General features: G+C 74.4%; 12 protein-coding genes. 8 read left to right on the top strand and 4 right to left on the bottom strand.

Features of this window, described 5'->3' with window-relative positions; translation table 11 throughout:
• Positions 1-176 precede the first annotated feature (176 nt).
• Complete coding sequence (locus IF06_RS0113085) at positions 177-2,168, top strand: acetoacetate--CoA ligase (protein WP_030271208.1); 1,992 nt, start codon at positions 177-179, stop codon at positions 2,166-2,168.
• A gap of 124 nt (positions 2,169-2,292) precedes the next feature.
• Here IF06_RS0113085 and IF06_RS0113080 read toward each other — a convergent pair whose 3' ends face one another.
• Positions 2,293-2,982, bottom strand: a complete 690-nt coding sequence (locus IF06_RS0113080) for a TIGR03089 family protein (RefSeq protein WP_030271206.1) — start codon at positions 2,980-2,982, stop codon at positions 2,293-2,295.
• A gap of 150 nt (positions 2,983-3,132) precedes the next feature.
• On the opposite strand from IF06_RS0113080, the gene IF06_RS0113075 reads away from it, so the two are divergent.
• Positions 3,133-4,278, top strand: coding sequence for a glycosyltransferase family 4 protein (locus IF06_RS0113075; protein ID WP_013284149.1), 1,146 nt, complete (start codon positions 3,133-3,135; stop codon positions 4,276-4,278).
• Between the two features lie 64 nt (positions 4,279-4,342).
• Complete coding sequence (locus IF06_RS0113070) at positions 4,343-5,434, top strand: mannose-1-phosphate guanylyltransferase (RefSeq protein WP_013284150.1); 1,092 nt, start codon at positions 4,343-4,345, stop codon at positions 5,432-5,434.
• Between the two features lie 44 nt (positions 5,435-5,478).
• Here the strand turns inward: IF06_RS0113070 and IF06_RS0113065 are convergent, their stop codons facing one another.
• A complete protein-coding gene (locus IF06_RS0113065; RefSeq protein WP_030271203.1) occupies positions 5,479-6,048 on the bottom strand; it encodes an NUDIX hydrolase in 570 nt (189 codons plus the stop codon).
• A 39-nt stretch (positions 6,049-6,087) separates the two neighbouring features.
• Here IF06_RS0113065 and IF06_RS0113060 point away from each other — a divergent pair, with 39 nt between their 5' ends.
• Positions 6,088-7,131: a hypothetical protein gene (locus IF06_RS0113060; RefSeq protein WP_030271201.1), complete on the top strand. Its 1,044-nt coding sequence runs from the start codon at positions 6,088-6,090 to the stop codon at positions 7,129-7,131.
• 245 nt (positions 7,132-7,376) lie between these two features.
• Entirely contained in the window at positions 7,377-8,366 is a 990-nt protein-coding gene (locus IF06_RS0113055) for an ArsR/SmtB family transcription factor (protein ID WP_013284153.1), read from the top strand.
• A 15-nt stretch (positions 8,367-8,381) separates the two neighbouring features.
• Here IF06_RS0113055 and IF06_RS0113050 read toward each other — a convergent pair whose 3' ends face one another.
• Entirely contained in the window at positions 8,382-9,467 is a 1,086-nt protein-coding gene (locus IF06_RS0113050; RefSeq protein ID WP_013474080.1) for a coenzyme F420-0:L-glutamate ligase, read from the bottom strand.
• Positions 9,464-10,411, bottom strand: a complete 948-nt coding sequence (gene cofD / locus IF06_RS0113045) for a 2-phospho-L-lactate transferase (protein WP_030271199.1) — start codon at positions 10,409-10,411, stop codon at positions 9,464-9,466. Before cofD ends, IF06_RS0113050 begins: the two co-directional genes overlap by 4 nt.
• A gap of 99 nt (positions 10,412-10,510) precedes the next feature.
• Between cofD and IF06_RS0113040 the strand changes: the two genes are divergently transcribed.
• The 3 genes from IF06_RS0113040 (at position 10,511) to IF06_RS0113030 (ending at position 14,571) form a co-directional block, all read left to right on the top strand.
• The gene (locus IF06_RS0113040; RefSeq protein ID WP_030271197.1) at positions 10,511-11,446 is read left to right on the top strand and encodes a hypothetical protein; all 936 of its coding nucleotides are present in this window, start codon (positions 10,511-10,513) and stop codon (positions 11,444-11,446) included.
• 155 nt (positions 11,447-11,601) lie between these two features.
• Positions 11,602-14,127, top strand: a complete 2,526-nt coding sequence (locus IF06_RS0113035) for a bifunctional FO biosynthesis protein CofGH (protein WP_030271195.1) — start codon at positions 11,602-11,604, stop codon at positions 14,125-14,127.
• A 150-nt stretch (positions 14,128-14,277) separates the two neighbouring features.
• Entirely contained in the window at positions 14,278-14,571 is a 294-nt protein-coding gene (locus IF06_RS0113030; protein WP_013284158.1) for a hypothetical protein, read from the top strand.
• The last annotated feature ends 28 nt before the right edge of the window (positions 14,572-14,599 follow it).

Raw genomic sequence — 14,599 nt, 5'->3', positions numbered from 1 at the left:
AGGCGTTAATAGGGGGCCCTTCCTTACACGCGGGCCACATGGGGTGGGGGTTCGGGGTGTGGGCGGGGCACGCCCCGTACGGCGTACCCGGCGCGGACAATGGCGGCACGAGGTAGGGCAAGATGGCGCCACGGCCCCGGCACACCGTCGTGGCGGGCCCAGGGGAGGGTGGAACAGTGGCTGACGTGCTGTGGACGCCGCCGGCGGACGTGCGGGAGCGGTCGCGGATCGGTGACTACCTGCGCTGGCTGGCCGAGCACCGCGGGCTGGAGTTCGCCGACTACGACGCGCTGTGGCAGTGGTCGGTGACCGACCTGGACGCCTTCTGGCGCTCGATCTGGGACTACTTCGACGTGGTCGCGCACACCCCGCCGACCGCCACCCTCACCGGCCGGGCCATGCCGGGCACCCGCTGGTTCCCCGGCGCGACGCTCAACTACGCCGAGAACGTGCTGCGCATGCCGGGGCTGGGCGACGACGACCCGGCGGTGATCGCGCACGGTCAGACCCGCGCGCCGGAGACGCTCACCGCGGCCGAGCTGCGCGAGCGGGTCCGCCGGGTGGCCGCCGGGCTGCGCCGCCTCGGTGTCGGGCCGGGCGACCGGGTGGCCGCGTACGCGCCGAACATCCCGGAGACGTACGTCCTGCTGCTCGCCACCGCCAGCCTGGGCGCGATCTTCTCCTCCTGCGCGCCCGAGTTCGGCACCCGCAGCGTCACCGACCGCTGGCAGCAGATCGAGCCCACGGTGCTGGTCGCCGTGGACGGCTACCGGTACGGCGACAAGCCGGTCGACAGGCGCGCCGAGGTGGCCGCGATCCGGGCCGCGCTGCCGTCGCTGCGGCACACGGTCGCCATCGCGTACCTCGATCCGGACGGCCCGGCCCCCGACGGCGCGCTGCCGTGGGCGGAGCTGGCGGCGGCGACGGACGAGCCGTTGACGTTCACCCCTGTCGCCTTCGACCACCCGCTCTACGTGCTGTACTCCTCCGGCACCACCGGCCTGCCCAAGCCGATCGTGCACGGCCACGGCGGCATCCTGCTGGAACACCTCAAGATGCTGGCGCTGCACCACGACCTGGGCCCGTCCGACCGGTTCCTGTGGTTCACCACGACCGGCTGGATGATGTGGAACTTCCTGGTCTCCGGCCCGGCGGTGGGCGCGGCGATCGTGTTGTTCGACGGCAACCCGGGCCACCCCGACCTGGGCGCGCTGTGGCGGCTGGCCGCCGACACCGGCACCACGTACTTCGGCACGTCCGCGCCGTTCCTGCTGGCCTGCCGCAAGGCCGGGCTGGTGCCGCGCGAGGTCGCCGACATGTCCGCGGTGCGCGGCCTCGGTTCGACCGGCGCGCCGCTGCCGGCCGAGGGCTTCACCTGGGTGTACGAGAACGTGAGCGACCGCCTCCAGCTCCAGTCGCTGTCCGGAGGCACGGACGTGTGCACCGGGTTCGTCGGCGGCGTGCCGCTGCTGCCGGTGTACGCGGGGGAGATCGCCTGCCGGGCGCTCGGCGCGAAGGTGGAGGCCCGCTCCGCCGACGGCAGCGCTGTGATCGGGCAGCTCGGCGAGCTGGTGATCACCGAGCCGATGCCGAGCATGCCGGTCGGGTTCTGGAACGACCCGGACGGCGCCCGCTACCGGGAGGCGTACTTCGAGGTCTATCCCGGGGTGTGGCGGCACGGCGACTGGATCACCGTGAACGAGCGCGGCGGGTGCGTGATCACTGGCCGGTCCGACGCCACGCTCAACCGGGGCGGCGTACGCCTCGGCACCGCCGAGTTCTACTCGGTGGTCGAGGGGCTGGACGAGGTGGTCGACTCGGTCGTCGTGCACCTGGAGGACGACGAGGGCGGCGCGGGCGAGCTGCTGCTGTTCGTGGTGCTCGCCGAGGGCCTGGAACTCGACGACGAGATGCGGCGCAAGATCTGCCGGGAGCTGCGTACCGCGCTGTCGCCGCGGCACGTGCCGGACGAGATCCACCAGGTCCGGGCCGTGCCCCGCACGCTGAGCGCGAAGAAGCTGGAGGTGCCGGTCAAGAAGATCCTGACGGGCACCCCGGTCGACAGCGCGGCGGCCAAGGGCGCCCTGGCCAACCCGGAGTCCCTGACGGCGTTCGCCGCACTGGCCCAGCGCCGGGCCACCGCCGACAGCCCCGCCCCGCCTCGCTGATCTCGCACTCTCCGCCCCGCCGCCCCGCCCGTTGATCTTGCACGTTCCGCCCCGGCGAACGGGGCGAATCACCCGTCCCGAGGGCCGAAACCGCAAGATCAACGGGGAGGGGAAGGGGCGGGCGTCAGGCCAGGGTGTGGGTGGTCTTCTCGGTTTCGGCGCGGGAAGGCAGGCGGGCCGGGTCGGGGTGGGCGCACGCGACCACGCTGGCGCCTGCGGTCAGCGGGGTGAGCAGCCAGTCGACCGGGTCGGGGTGGGTGGTCACGTCGACCAGGAGGCGATCGCCCTGAGCCAGGCCCAGCTCGGTGGCGCGAGCCTGTGCGCGGGCCAGCAGCGCCGCGTCCGCCTCGCCACCGGCCGGGTTCGGCGTGAAGTGGTCGCCGTGTCCGCGTACCGCGGAGACGAAGTCGGTGCAGCCGGCCGGCACCTGCCGCATCGGCAGCGCGAACGGGTCGAGCGCCAGCGCGTACCGCTCGCCGGCCGGCCACCCGGCCGTCTCGTCCACCCGGCCGACGGCCACGAACAGTGCCTCCACCGGGCCCGGCGTGCCGGTCACTGTGAGCTTCGCCGACCAGCAGCCGAGCAGCACCGCGGCGGTCTGCCAGTGCGGCGGCAGCAGCACCCCGGCCGCGTCGCCGGGCGCGGCGCCGACCTCGTCGGTGAGCAGGTTCGCGGTCTTCGCCACCCAGTTCGCGAGCGTCGCCCCGGAGAGTTCGGTGCGTTCGCCGGTGGCGTCGTCGTACCAGGTCAGCAGCGGTCGGGTGGGGTCGGTCGCGATCGCGTCGGCGAACACCCGGGCAATGTTGTCGGCCATCGGCGCGAACGATACGCGCCCCGCGTGCGTACTCGATGACAGCGACAAGTCGGCGTACCGTCGGGTCGCGGTCAGCGCCTCGCGCCCGGCCCGGCGTAGGCTTGCCGAGAGTGTTATTCCCCACAACTGCGCCACCTGAGGAGTCGCCCCGTGACCGCCGGTCGCCCGCCCCGCGTTCTCATCGACGCCACGAGTGTCCCCGCCGACCGTGGCGGCGTCGGTAGATACGTCGACGGACTGCTCGGCGCGCTGGGCCGGGTCTGCGGCACCGGCGTCGACCTGGCCGTGGTCAGCCTCCGCACCGACCTGGAGCGCTACACCCGGATGCTGCCCGGCGCGGAGGTGATCCCCGCCCCGGCGGCGGTGGCGCACCGGCCGGCCCGGCTGGCCTGGGAGCAGACCGGCCTGCCGCTGCTGGCCCAGCAGGTCGGCGCCGAGGTGCTGCACTCGCCGTTCTACACCTGCCCGCTGCGGGCCGGCTGCCCGGTCACTGTCACCGTGCACGACGCGACGTTCTTCACCGAGCCGGAGCACTACGACAAGTCGCGCCGGACGTTCTTCCGCAGCGCGATCAAGACCTCGCTGCGCCGGGCGAACCGGGTGATCGTGCCGAGCAAGGCCACCCGCGACGAGCTGATCCGGCTGCTGGACGCCGACCCGACCCGGATCGACGTCGCCTACCACGGTGTCGACCAGGACGCGTTCCACGCGCCGGGTGACGAGGAGAAGGCACGCGTCCGGGCCCGCCTGGGGCTCGGCGACAGCAGCTACATCGCGTTCCTCGGGGCCAAGGAGCCGCGCAAGAACGTCCCCAACCTGATCCGCGGCTGGGCCCGGGCGGTGGCCGACCGGCCGAACCCGCCCGCGCTGGTGGTGGCCGGCGGCCAGGGCCACGACGACGACATCGACCGCGCGGTGGCCGAGGTCCCGTCGCACCTGCGGCTGCTGCGCCCGGGTTACCTGCGCTACGCCGACCTGCCCGGCTTCCTCGGCGGCGCGCTGGTGGCGGCGTACCCCTCGTACGGCGAGGGCTTCGGCCTGCCGATCCTGGAGGCGATGGCGTGCGCCGCCCCGGTGCTCACCACGCCGCGCCTGTCCCTGCCCGAGGTGGGCGGCGACGCGGTGGCCTACACCAGCGAGGACCCGGACCAGATCGCCACCGACCTCGGTGCCCTGCTGGACGACGAGCAGCGGCGGCTGTCGCTGGCCAAGGCCGGTTTCGACAGGGCCAAGGAGTTCACCTGGGAGTCCAGCGCGGAGGTCCACATCGCGGCGTGGCGACGGGCCCGGTCCTGAGCGTCGGCTGCCGGTCCCGGGCGACCGACCGTGACGGCTCGCCCGCTTCGGGCATGATGTGCTGATGTTCTACGCCGTCATCCCGGCGGGCGGCAGCGGCACGAGGTTGTGGCCGTTGTCCCGTGCCGGCCATCCCAAATTCCTCCACCCGCTGACCGGCACCCCCGCCTCGCTGTTGCAGGCCACTGTCGACCGGTTGTCGCCGTTGACCACTCCGGAGCGCACGCTCGTGGTCACCGGGGCCGCGCACGCCGCGGCGGTGGCTCGGCAACTGGCTGGCCTGCCGGAGGAGAACATCCTGGTCGAGCCGTCACCGCGCGACTCCTGCGCGGCGATCGCGCTGGCCGCCGCGGTGATCGCCGCCCGGACCCCGGACGCGGTGATGGGCTCGTTCGCCGCCGACCACCTGATCGGCGACCCGGCCCGGCTGGCCGAGGTCGTGCGGCAGGCCATCCGGGGCGCGGAGCAGGGGCTGCTGATGACTGTGGGCATCACCCCGACGCGCCCGGAGACCGGCTACGGCTACCTGGAGACCGGCGAGCCGGCGGGGGACGGCCCGCTGCGCCCGGTACGCGAGTTCAAGGAGAAGCCGGCCGCCGAGGTGGCCGAGGTGTACGTCCGCTCCGGCCGGCACCTCTGGAACGCCAGCATGTTCGTCTGGCGGGTGGACGTCTTCCTGTCCGAGCTGGCTCGCCAGCAGCCGGAGCTGCACGCCGGGATCACCGCCATCGCGGCGGCCTGGGGCACCCCGGAGCAGGACGACGTGCTCGGCCGGATCTGGCCGACGCTGCCCCGGATCTCCGTCGACTACGCGGTGATGGAGGGCGCGGCGACTGCGGGCCGGGTGGGTACGGTGCCCGGCGACTTCGGCTGGAACGACGTGGGCGACTTCCACACGCTCGGCGAGGTGCTGCCCGCCGACGGCGCCGGCAACGTGGTGCTGGGCGGTGACGCGAAGCCGGGCGTGCTGCTGCACGACACCACCGGCACCGTGGTGGTGCCGCACTCCGGGCGGCTCGTGGCCACCGTCGGGGTGCACGACCTGATCGTCGTGGACACCCCGGACGCGCTGCTGGTCTGCCCGCGCGACCGCGCGCAGGACGTGAAGAAGATCGTGGACGAGCTGAAGGAACGCGGCGAGGAGGGCCTGGTCTGATCCGCCGGGCCGCCGGGACGCGTCCGGCGGGGCGGTAGAGCCGCTCAGCCGCCGGCGCGGCGGGCCAGCACCGCGAGCGCCGGCGGCACGAGCTGAGCCGTGGCGTGGGCGAGCGGCTCGGGCAGCCGGTCCGGCGGGAACCAGCCGAGCGCCTCGGACTCCGCGCTGACCCGCTCGACCGCCCCCGCCGGGGCCAGGGCGGCGTACCGGACGTCGTAGTGGAACGACCCACCCTGGCAGGCGACCTGGTGGATGTCCACGTCGATCGGCTCCGGCTCGACGGTTAGGCCGGTGATGCCGGACTCCTCGGTGGCCTCCCGCAGCGCGGCGGCCACGAGCGTCCGGTCGCGGGGCTCGCAGTGCCCGCCGAGCTGCATCCACCTGCGGATCTTGCCGTGCAGGCAGAGCAGCACCCGGCCGTCCGGGTCGAGCACCAGCGCGCTCGCCGTGACGTGCCCGGCCCGGTGCGTCCGGCTCATCGCCACCGGCCCGTCGGCCAGCAGCGCCAGGGTCCGGTCCCGGGCGGCGTCGGCGGCGGGGCTGGTCGCCGTCCAGCGGCTCAGCGTCGCGACGGCGTCGGCGTGCAACTCGGTGTACGGGATGAGATCGGGCACCCGGACACTCTACGAGCGCGCCCTCCGTACCCTGGCGCGGTGACCCTGCGACTCGTCGAGTTCCTGGTGGCCGGCAACGAGGCGAGCGACCTCCTGCCGGTGCGGTCGGCCGCGCTGCTGCGGGCGCACGGCGCGCGCCGCGGCTTCTGGACGGTGCTGGACGAGGGGCCGGTCGAGCAGTGCCTGGCGCTGCTGCTGGAACGCGACGACGGCCACTGGGTGGCGCACCACGTACCTGCCGATGCCGGCCGCGAGAACGGCCGCACCGAGGACGGCGAGGCGCTCGCCCACCACGACGGCTGGGTGTACGTCTTCGGCTCGCACTTCGGGTCCAAGCGCGGCCCGCTGCGGCCCCGGCGCGCGTTCGTGGCCCGGTTCCGGGAGGACGAGGCCGTGGCCGGGCCGCTGCCGGTGCACGTGGTGCGCAACCGCTTCCGGCTGCACCGGGCGGTGAACGACGCGCTCGCCGCCGCCCCGCTGACGCTGCTGCCGCCCGGTGACCGGGTCCGGGAGCGGTTCATCGTGGAGACACTGGCCCGGGGCACCGCCCGCGCCAAGAGCTGGGTGACCCGGCTCGCCGCGGACGACCTGCCGGTCAACGTCGAGGCGGCGGCGTTCACCCCGGCCGGTACGGCGCTGCTGGGGCTGCGTTTCCCGGTGACCGCCGCGGGGGAGCCGGTCTACGTCGAGCTGGCCGGGGTACCGGAGATGTTCGACGACCCGGAGCACTCGGGTGACCTGCGGGCGCTCGGGGCGTACGCGCTGACCGGTGTGACGCCGCCCGGGGCGCTCGCCGGTTTCCGCGCGATCACGCCGACCGGCGACGGCGGCTACGCGGCGGTGACCGGGTCGATCGACGCGCTGGGCAAGGGTTCGGTGCTGTTGGACGACCATCCGCACGGCGGTGAGGTGACCTCCCGGCACGTGCGGTTCCGGCACGACGCGGGCGGGAGCGCCCTGGTGGCCGGGGAGGTGGTGGCGGAGCTGGCGCCGTTCCATCACGTGGAAGGGCTGGCCGAGCTGGCGGGACGCTGCTACTACGTCACGGACGAGGACCACCGGGTGGCGCTCTGGATCGGATGAGCGAGGGCCGGGCGGCACCCCTGCGACTGATGTCGCAGACCCTCGTGGTGCCACCCGGCCACGCCCGTCAGCCGGCGTCCGGGTCGACATTGCGCCCCGGCGTCGGCGGGCAACAGAGAGTTTGCCGAACCGGCCCGCCCAGCGTCGAGGTTTTTCACCTGACGCTTAAAGATGGAGATTAGTACCGGCGGGTACAGTGCGAGGTGTGGCGGGCACCCCCGCCGTCCGCACGGGAGCAGCAACCCATGTTGAAGATCATTTTCTCGGGCGAGGACGTTCTGCGGACCCGGGTCGCCCCGGCCGCGGACCCGCTCTGGGAGCTGGTCCTCAGCCTGCACCTGCTCCAGGGGCGCAGCCGGGATCCGATGATGACCACGTGGCGGCGCACAGTGGCGCACGGCCTGCGGACCGACACCGACGCCGAGCAGTACCGCCTGCTGCTCGCGCTCAACCCGCCGCGTGGCTACTTCCCCGACTTCCTCACCCCGTTCGCCAGCCGCGAGGGCTTCCAGGCCGGGCTGGACGCGATCCGGGGCACCTCTGTGGACATGCTGCGCCGCGACCTGACGCTGCTCGCCGGGGAGACCACGCTGCCGTCGTCGGCCACCTCGCTCGCCCGTGGCGAGCCGGATACGCTGCACCACCTCACCGACGCCATGGCGCGGTACCAGTCGCTGGCGGTCACGCCCTACTGGTCCCGCGTGCAGGCGGCGGTCGAGGCGGACCGGGCCCGGCGTGCGCGCGCCATGCTCGACGGCGGCGCCGAAGGGCTGCTGGCCAGCCTGCGGCCGAACATGCGCTGGGTGTCGGGTGTGCTGGAGGTGCTCGACTACCCGGACACCCGGGAGCTGCACCTGGACGGCCGGGGGCTGCTGCTCGTCCCGTCGTTCTTCTGCTCGCGTACCCCGGTGGCGCTGGTCGACCCGACGCTGCCCCCGGTGCTGGTCTACCCGGTCGACCGGCTCGCCGGCCTGACGCCCGCGTCCGGCGCCGCCGCGTCGCCGCAGGGCGAGGCGCTCGCCGCCCTGCTCGGCCGTACCCGCTCCCGGGTGCTCCAGGCCGCCGACGAGGGCTGCACCACCGGCGAGATGGCACGCCGGCTGCGCATCTCCGCCGCCGCGGCCAGCCAGCACACCACTGTGCTGCGCAACGCGGGACTGCTGGTCAGCCGGCGGGACCGCAACACCGTCCTGCACACGCTCACCCCGCTGGGCCGGGCCGTCCTCGACGCCTGAGCACGCCCGCCGGAGTCAGAGCGCCAGCGTGGCGCTCGCGGTGCTGCCGGACGGGGGCGGGAGCAACGTCGAGTCGACGCCCTCGGCGGCCAGCGCGGCGCGCAGGCGTTGCAGGTCCGCGCCGACCCGGACCAGGTCCGCCGGGTCGACGGGAGCGGGCGCCGCGCCGAGCAGCAGGCCGGTGGCCGAGGCGGGCCAGCCGGGCACTGTGGCGGCGAGTCCGGCGCGTACCTCGTCGTCGGTGACGTGGGTGAAGACGGTGCCGGGCGCGACCACGTCGGCCACCGCGTCGATCGCCCGCCGCACCGCGGCCGGATCGGCGGGCTCGGGGCCGATCCGGTCCGCGAGCGTCGCCGCCGCCCGCAGACCGGCGGCGCGCGCCTCGGCCGTGCCGAGCGAGAACAGGTCCATCGAGGCGTCGCGCACGAGCGTGCGGGCGCCCTCGTCGTCGTCCCGGGTCGCGGCGAGGTAACCCCGGACCACCGCGACCGGCACCTGGTCGCACTTGCCCTTGATCAGCTCACCGGCGGCGGCGAGTTCGTCGACCACCGCCATCTGGGTGACGAACAGCTCGTTGCCGTACGGGTCGACCTCGCCCCGGTGGTCACGGATCGCCGGCATGCCGGCCACCCCGAGCGCCACGTCGGTGAGCCCGTTGCGCCACGGGCGTCCCATCGTGTCGCTGACGATCACTGCGACGTCGAGGCCGTACCGGTCGCGCAACGCGGCGCGCAGCGCCCGGGCGGACGCGTCCGGGTCGACGGGCAGCAGCACCAGCCTGGTCTTGTCCACGTTCGAGGCGTCGATGCCGGCGGAGGCCATCACGAACCCGTGGTGGGTCTGCACGATCCGGGTCGCGCCCCGGGTCGCCACCACCCGGGCGGTCTCCCCGGCCAGGATCCGGTCCCGCTCGGCGAGCCGTTCCGGGCCGTCGGCCGGCACGTCGACCAGCCGGCCCTCCGCCTTCGACACGATCTTGCTGGTGACCACCAGGACGTCGTGGTCGCGCAGCCAGGGCGCCGCACCGGTGATCAGCGCCGCCAGGTCGTCGCCCTCGGTCACGTCACCGATGCCCTGCACCGGCAGGATCTCCAGCCTCACATCAACTCCAGCGCGGCGCGCACCATCGCGGCGGTCGCCGCCTCGTCGGTCATCCGCAGCGGCGCCGCGCGGACGGTCACGTCCGGCACCACAGTGCCCTCGTCCTCCGGCGCGACCAGCCAGCCGTCGAGCAGCCCGCCCGCCGGCCGGGCGCCGTAGAGGCCGCCCACGCCGGCCGCGCTGCACTCCACGCCGAGCACGGCGAGGCAGCGGTCGGCCATGCCGCGTACCGGCGCACCGCCGATGATCGGCGACACCCCGATCACCGGGGCCGGGCCGCCGGCAACCGCGTCGCGCAGCCCGGGTACCGCCAGCACCGGGGCGATGCTCACCACCGGGTTGCTCGGTGCGATCAGCACCACGTCCGCGGCGGCGATCGCCTCGACCACGCCGGGCGCGGGCTTCGCCGCGTCCGCGCCGACGAAGACGAACCGGTCGGTGGGTACGCCGGCCCGATACCGCACCCACCACTCCTGGAAGTGGATCGCCCGGCGGCCCTGCTCGTCGGTGACGACGGCATGGGTCTCCAGGCGGTCGTCGGTGGCGGGCAGCAGCCGTACGCCCGGCTGCCAGCGGGCCGCCAGTGCCTCGGTGACCTGGGACAGCGGATAGCCGGCGTTGATCATCTGGGTGCGCACCAGGTGGGTGGCGACGTCCTTGTCGCCCAGGCCGAACCAGCTCGGCTCCGCGCCGTACGCGGCCAGCTCGTTCTTCACCGTCCAGGTCTCGCCCGCCCGGCCCCAGCCCCGCTCCGGGTCGGCGCCGCCACCGAGCGTGTAGAGCACGCTGTCCAGGTCGGGGCAGACCTTCAGCCCGTGCAGCAGCAGATCGTCGCCGACGTTGACCACTGCGGTCACCTCGGCGCCCGCCTCCCGGGCGTACGCCCGCACGCCGAGCAGGAAACGGGCGCCCCCGATGCCGCCGGTCAGTACCACGATGCGCATGGCGTCCATCCTTCCGCACGCGCCGCCGTCGATCGTCCGGTGGCCGGAGAGACTACGCTCACTTCGGCAACTGTCCGCTTTCGTCCCCTGGGGGAGTCCGTGACCAGCCCCGCCGAGCCCGCGTCCGGCGACGCCGCGCAGGCCAGCCAGTTGATCAAGCCGTTGCGCGAACTGGCCGCGCTCGTCCTTCTCGGCGCCAACGCCGTGCTGCTCTTCGTCGGCCTGCTGCGCCTGCTGCCGATCGACGACTACAGCACGTCCACCGGCCGGGCCGGGAGCACGTATTTCACATTCGTCGGCCTGGAGTCGACGGTCCTGCCGGTGCTCGCCGTCCTGATCGCCACAGTGATCCTCCCGGTCGTGCCGAAGGCCAAGCTGATCACGCAGGTGGCGCTCGTCGAGTACGCCGTGTCCGCCGTGTTCGGCGCGCTGACGTTCCTGATCTGGCTGGTCGGCCGGCTCGCCGACGGCGAGGTGCTGGACGCGTTCCTCGGCCTGCTGACCCGCGCGGCGTGGTTGGCGATCTTCGCGGTCGCCGCGTTCGTGGTGTTCAAGATCTGGCGCACGCTCTACTACGTGCCGAAGCCCAAGCCGCAGCCGGGCGTGTACGGCCAGGCCCAGCCCGGCTGGCCGCAGCAGCCGGGTCAGCCCGGCGGCTACCCCGGTCCGGGCGGCTACCCGCAGCAGCCCGGCCAGGGCTACCCGCAGGCCGGCTCGCCCCCGCCCGGCTGGCCGCAGCAGCCCGGCCCGTACGGCCAGCCGCAGTCGGCGCCGCCGTTCAACACCGCCCCGCCGCACGCTCCGCACTCCGGTCCGCCGTCCGCCGACCCGCAGTCCGGTGTCCCGTTCGCCGGGCCGCAGCAGGCGCCGCAGTACGGCTCGCCGCACCACGCGCCGCCGTTCGGCCAGCCGCCGTCGGCCGACCCGACGCAGGCGATCCCGCGCCAGTCCGCCGAGCCGGGGGCGCCGTCGCCGGCCGCCGACGACGAGCGCACCCAGCGGTTCGACCGCGAGGACCCGAACCAGCCTCGCTGAGCCCCGCGCGGCGGGCGACGGAGATCGTCGCCCGCCGCCACCTGAGCCGCCACCGTCGCCCGCCGCTGTGCGGCAGCTCACCCGGGTCGTCCCGGTGCCCGGACCCGCGGCCGGGGGCGGGCATCCGGCCGTCCGGCAGCGCTTAGGCTGGGCGGATGGTTGATCGCAGCGACCCCGAACCGACCGAGGCGAGCATCCGGCGGGCACTGGGGCGGGCCGCCACCGGCCGGGCGCTCGACGCCGGCGAGGCGGGCGCGCTGCTCGCCGCTCGCGGGCCGATGCTCGACGAGCTGCTCCGGATCGCCTCCGACATCCGCGACGCCGGGCTGCGCGACGCCGGGCGGCCGGGCGTGGTGACGTACTCGAAGAAGGTCTTCATCCCGCTCACCCGGCTCTGCCGGGACCGCTGCCACTACTGCACGTTCGCCACCGTGCCGCACCGGCTGCCCGCCGCCTACCTGGAACGCGACGAGGTGCTGGCGATCGCCCGCGAGGGCGCCGCGCAGGGCTGCAAGGAGGCGCTGTTCACGCTCGGCGACCGGCCCGAGGAGCGGTGGCCGGCGGCCCGCCGGTGGCTGGACGAGCGGGGGTACGACTCGACGCTGGACTACCTGCGCGCCTGCGCGGTGGCGGTGCTGGAGGAGACCGGCCTGCTGCCCCACCTCAATCCGGGCGTGCTCACCTGGTCGGAGTTGCAGCGGCTCAAGCCGGTCGCGCCGAGCATGGGCATGATGCTGGAGACCACCGCCACCCGGCTCTGGTCCGAACCGGGCGGCCCGCACTTCGGCTCACCGGACAAGGAACCCGCGGTACGCCTGCGGGTGCTCGACGACGCCGGCCGGGTCGGGGTGCCGTTCACCACCGGAATCCTGATCGGCATCGGCGAGAACCGGGGCGAGCGGGTCGACGCGATCTTCGCGATCCGCCGGGCGATGCGGGAGTACGGCCACCTCCAGGAGGTGATCGTGCAGAACTTCCGCGCCAAGCCGGACACCGCGATGCGCGGCATGCCCGACGCCGAGCTGCACGACCTGGCCGCCACAGTGGCGGTGGCCCGGGTGCTGCTCGGCCCGAAGGCCCGCATCCAGGCCCCGCCGAACCTCATCGCGGGCGAGTACGACCTGCTGCTGCGCGCCGGCATCGACGACTGGGGCGGCGTCTCCCCGGTCACGCCCGACCACGTCAACCCGGAGCGGCCCTGGCCGCACCTGGACGAGCTGGCGGCGCGTACCGCGAGTGCCGGGTTCACGTTGCGCGAGCGGCTGACCGTCTACCCGGAGTACGTCCGGGCGGGCGAGCCGTGGCTCGATCCGCGCCTGCTGCCGCACGTCACAGCGCTCGCCGACCCGGCCACCGGGCTCGCGGTCGAGGCGGCCCGCCCGGAGGGACGGCCCTGGCAGGAGCCGGAGTCGGGCTACGGCGGCCGGACCGACCTGCACGTCACCATCGACGTCACCGGCCGTACCGACGACCGGCGGGGCGACTTCGACAGCGTGTACGGCGACTGGACCGAGGTGGCCGGCAAGGTGGCGCCGGAGGCGCGCGCCGGCGTACCAGTGGGCGGTGGCGCGGACGCCGATCTGCGCGCGGGCCTGCGGCTCGCCGCTGACGACCCGGCCGCGCTGCTGACTCCGGCGCACGAGGCGAAGGCGCTGGCGCTGTTCGGCGCGGACGGCCCGGCGCTCGACGAGCTGTGCCGGCTGGCCGACGACGCGCGCCGGGATGCGGTCGGCGACGACGTGACCTACGTGGTCAACCGCAACATCAATTTCACGAACGTCTGCTACGTGGGCTGCCGGTTCTGCGCGTTCGCCCAGCGGGAGAGCGACGCCGACGCGTTCCGGCTCTCGCTGGAGCAGGTCGCCGACCGGGCCGAGGAGGCGTGGACGGCAGGCGCGACGGAGGTCTGCCTCCAGGGCGGCATCGACCCGAAGATGCCGGTGACCGGGTACGCCGACATCGTCCGCGCGATCAAGGCGCGGGTGCCGGACATGCACGTGCACGCGTTCTCCCCGATGGAGATCGTCACCGCCGCCGCGAAGGCCGGCGTGCCGGTGCGGGAGTGGCTGCTCCAGCTCCGCGAGGCCGGGCTGGACACCATCCCGGGCACCGCCGCCGAGATCCTCGACGACGACGTGCGCTGGGTGCTCACCAAGGGCAAACTGCCGGCCTCCGCCTGGGTCGACGTGGTGAGCACGGCGCACGAGCTGGGCATCCGGTCCAGCTCCACGATGATGTACGGCCACGTGGACCACCCGGGCCAGTGGCTCGCCCACTTCCGGGTGCTGGCCGGCGTGCAGGACCGTACCGGCGGGTTCACCGAGTTCGTGGCGCTGCCGTTCGTGCACACCAACGCGCCCATCTACCTGGCCGGCATCGCCCGCCCGGGACCGACATGGCGGGAGAACCGGGCGGTGCACGCGATGGCCCGGCTGCTGCTGCACGGCCGGATCGACAACATTCAGTGCTCCTGGGTGAAGCTCGGCGACGAAGGCACAGTGGAGATGCTGCGCGGCGGCTGCAACGACCTGGGCGGCACGCTGATGGAGGAGACGATCTCCCGGATGGCCGGCTCGGGCAACGGGTCGGCCCGTACCGAGGAGCAGTTGCGGGCCATCGCCACCGCCGCCGGGCGGCCGTTCCGCAAGCGGACGACCGCGTACGGTCACGCCCGCGCCTGAGGTCGAACCTTTCCCCGCCGCGCGCCGTACCTGTGGGTGCCGGCGGCGGTTTCGGCGAGGACCGCCGCCGGTGACCCCGAACCGGGGCCCGGCGGTGTCCGGGCGCCCGGCCCGCTGCGGCGCTGCGGCGCCGGTCCGGAAAGGTTGCCGATGAGCACTGACGAGACCACCGACGCGCCGAAACGGCGGACCTGGCCGCGATTGACCCGCAGGCAGACGCTCACCGCCGCGGCGAGCGCCACACTGGGCGCCGCCGCCCTCACCGTGCCGGGCCTGTCCGCCGCCCAGAACGCCCCCACGGCGAGCCGGCGCGACGAGCCGATCGTGGTCCACCTCCGCGACGCCGCGGCCGGCGTCATGGACGTCTTCGTCGGCACCACCCGGGTCGAGGTACGCGACCGCGGCCTGGCCGACCGCCTGGTGCGCGCCGCCGGCCGGCGCTGATCCCACCCTCCACCGGCGCGGGCTCCCG

Source organism: Micromonospora globosa (genome assembly GCF_000717585.1).
Lineage (GTDB): Bacteria > Actinomycetota > Actinomycetes > Mycobacteriales > Micromonosporaceae > Micromonospora > Micromonospora aurantiaca.
Note: the sequence above shows the minus strand (reverse complement) of the source record. Positions and strands in the feature narration are given on the sequence as shown.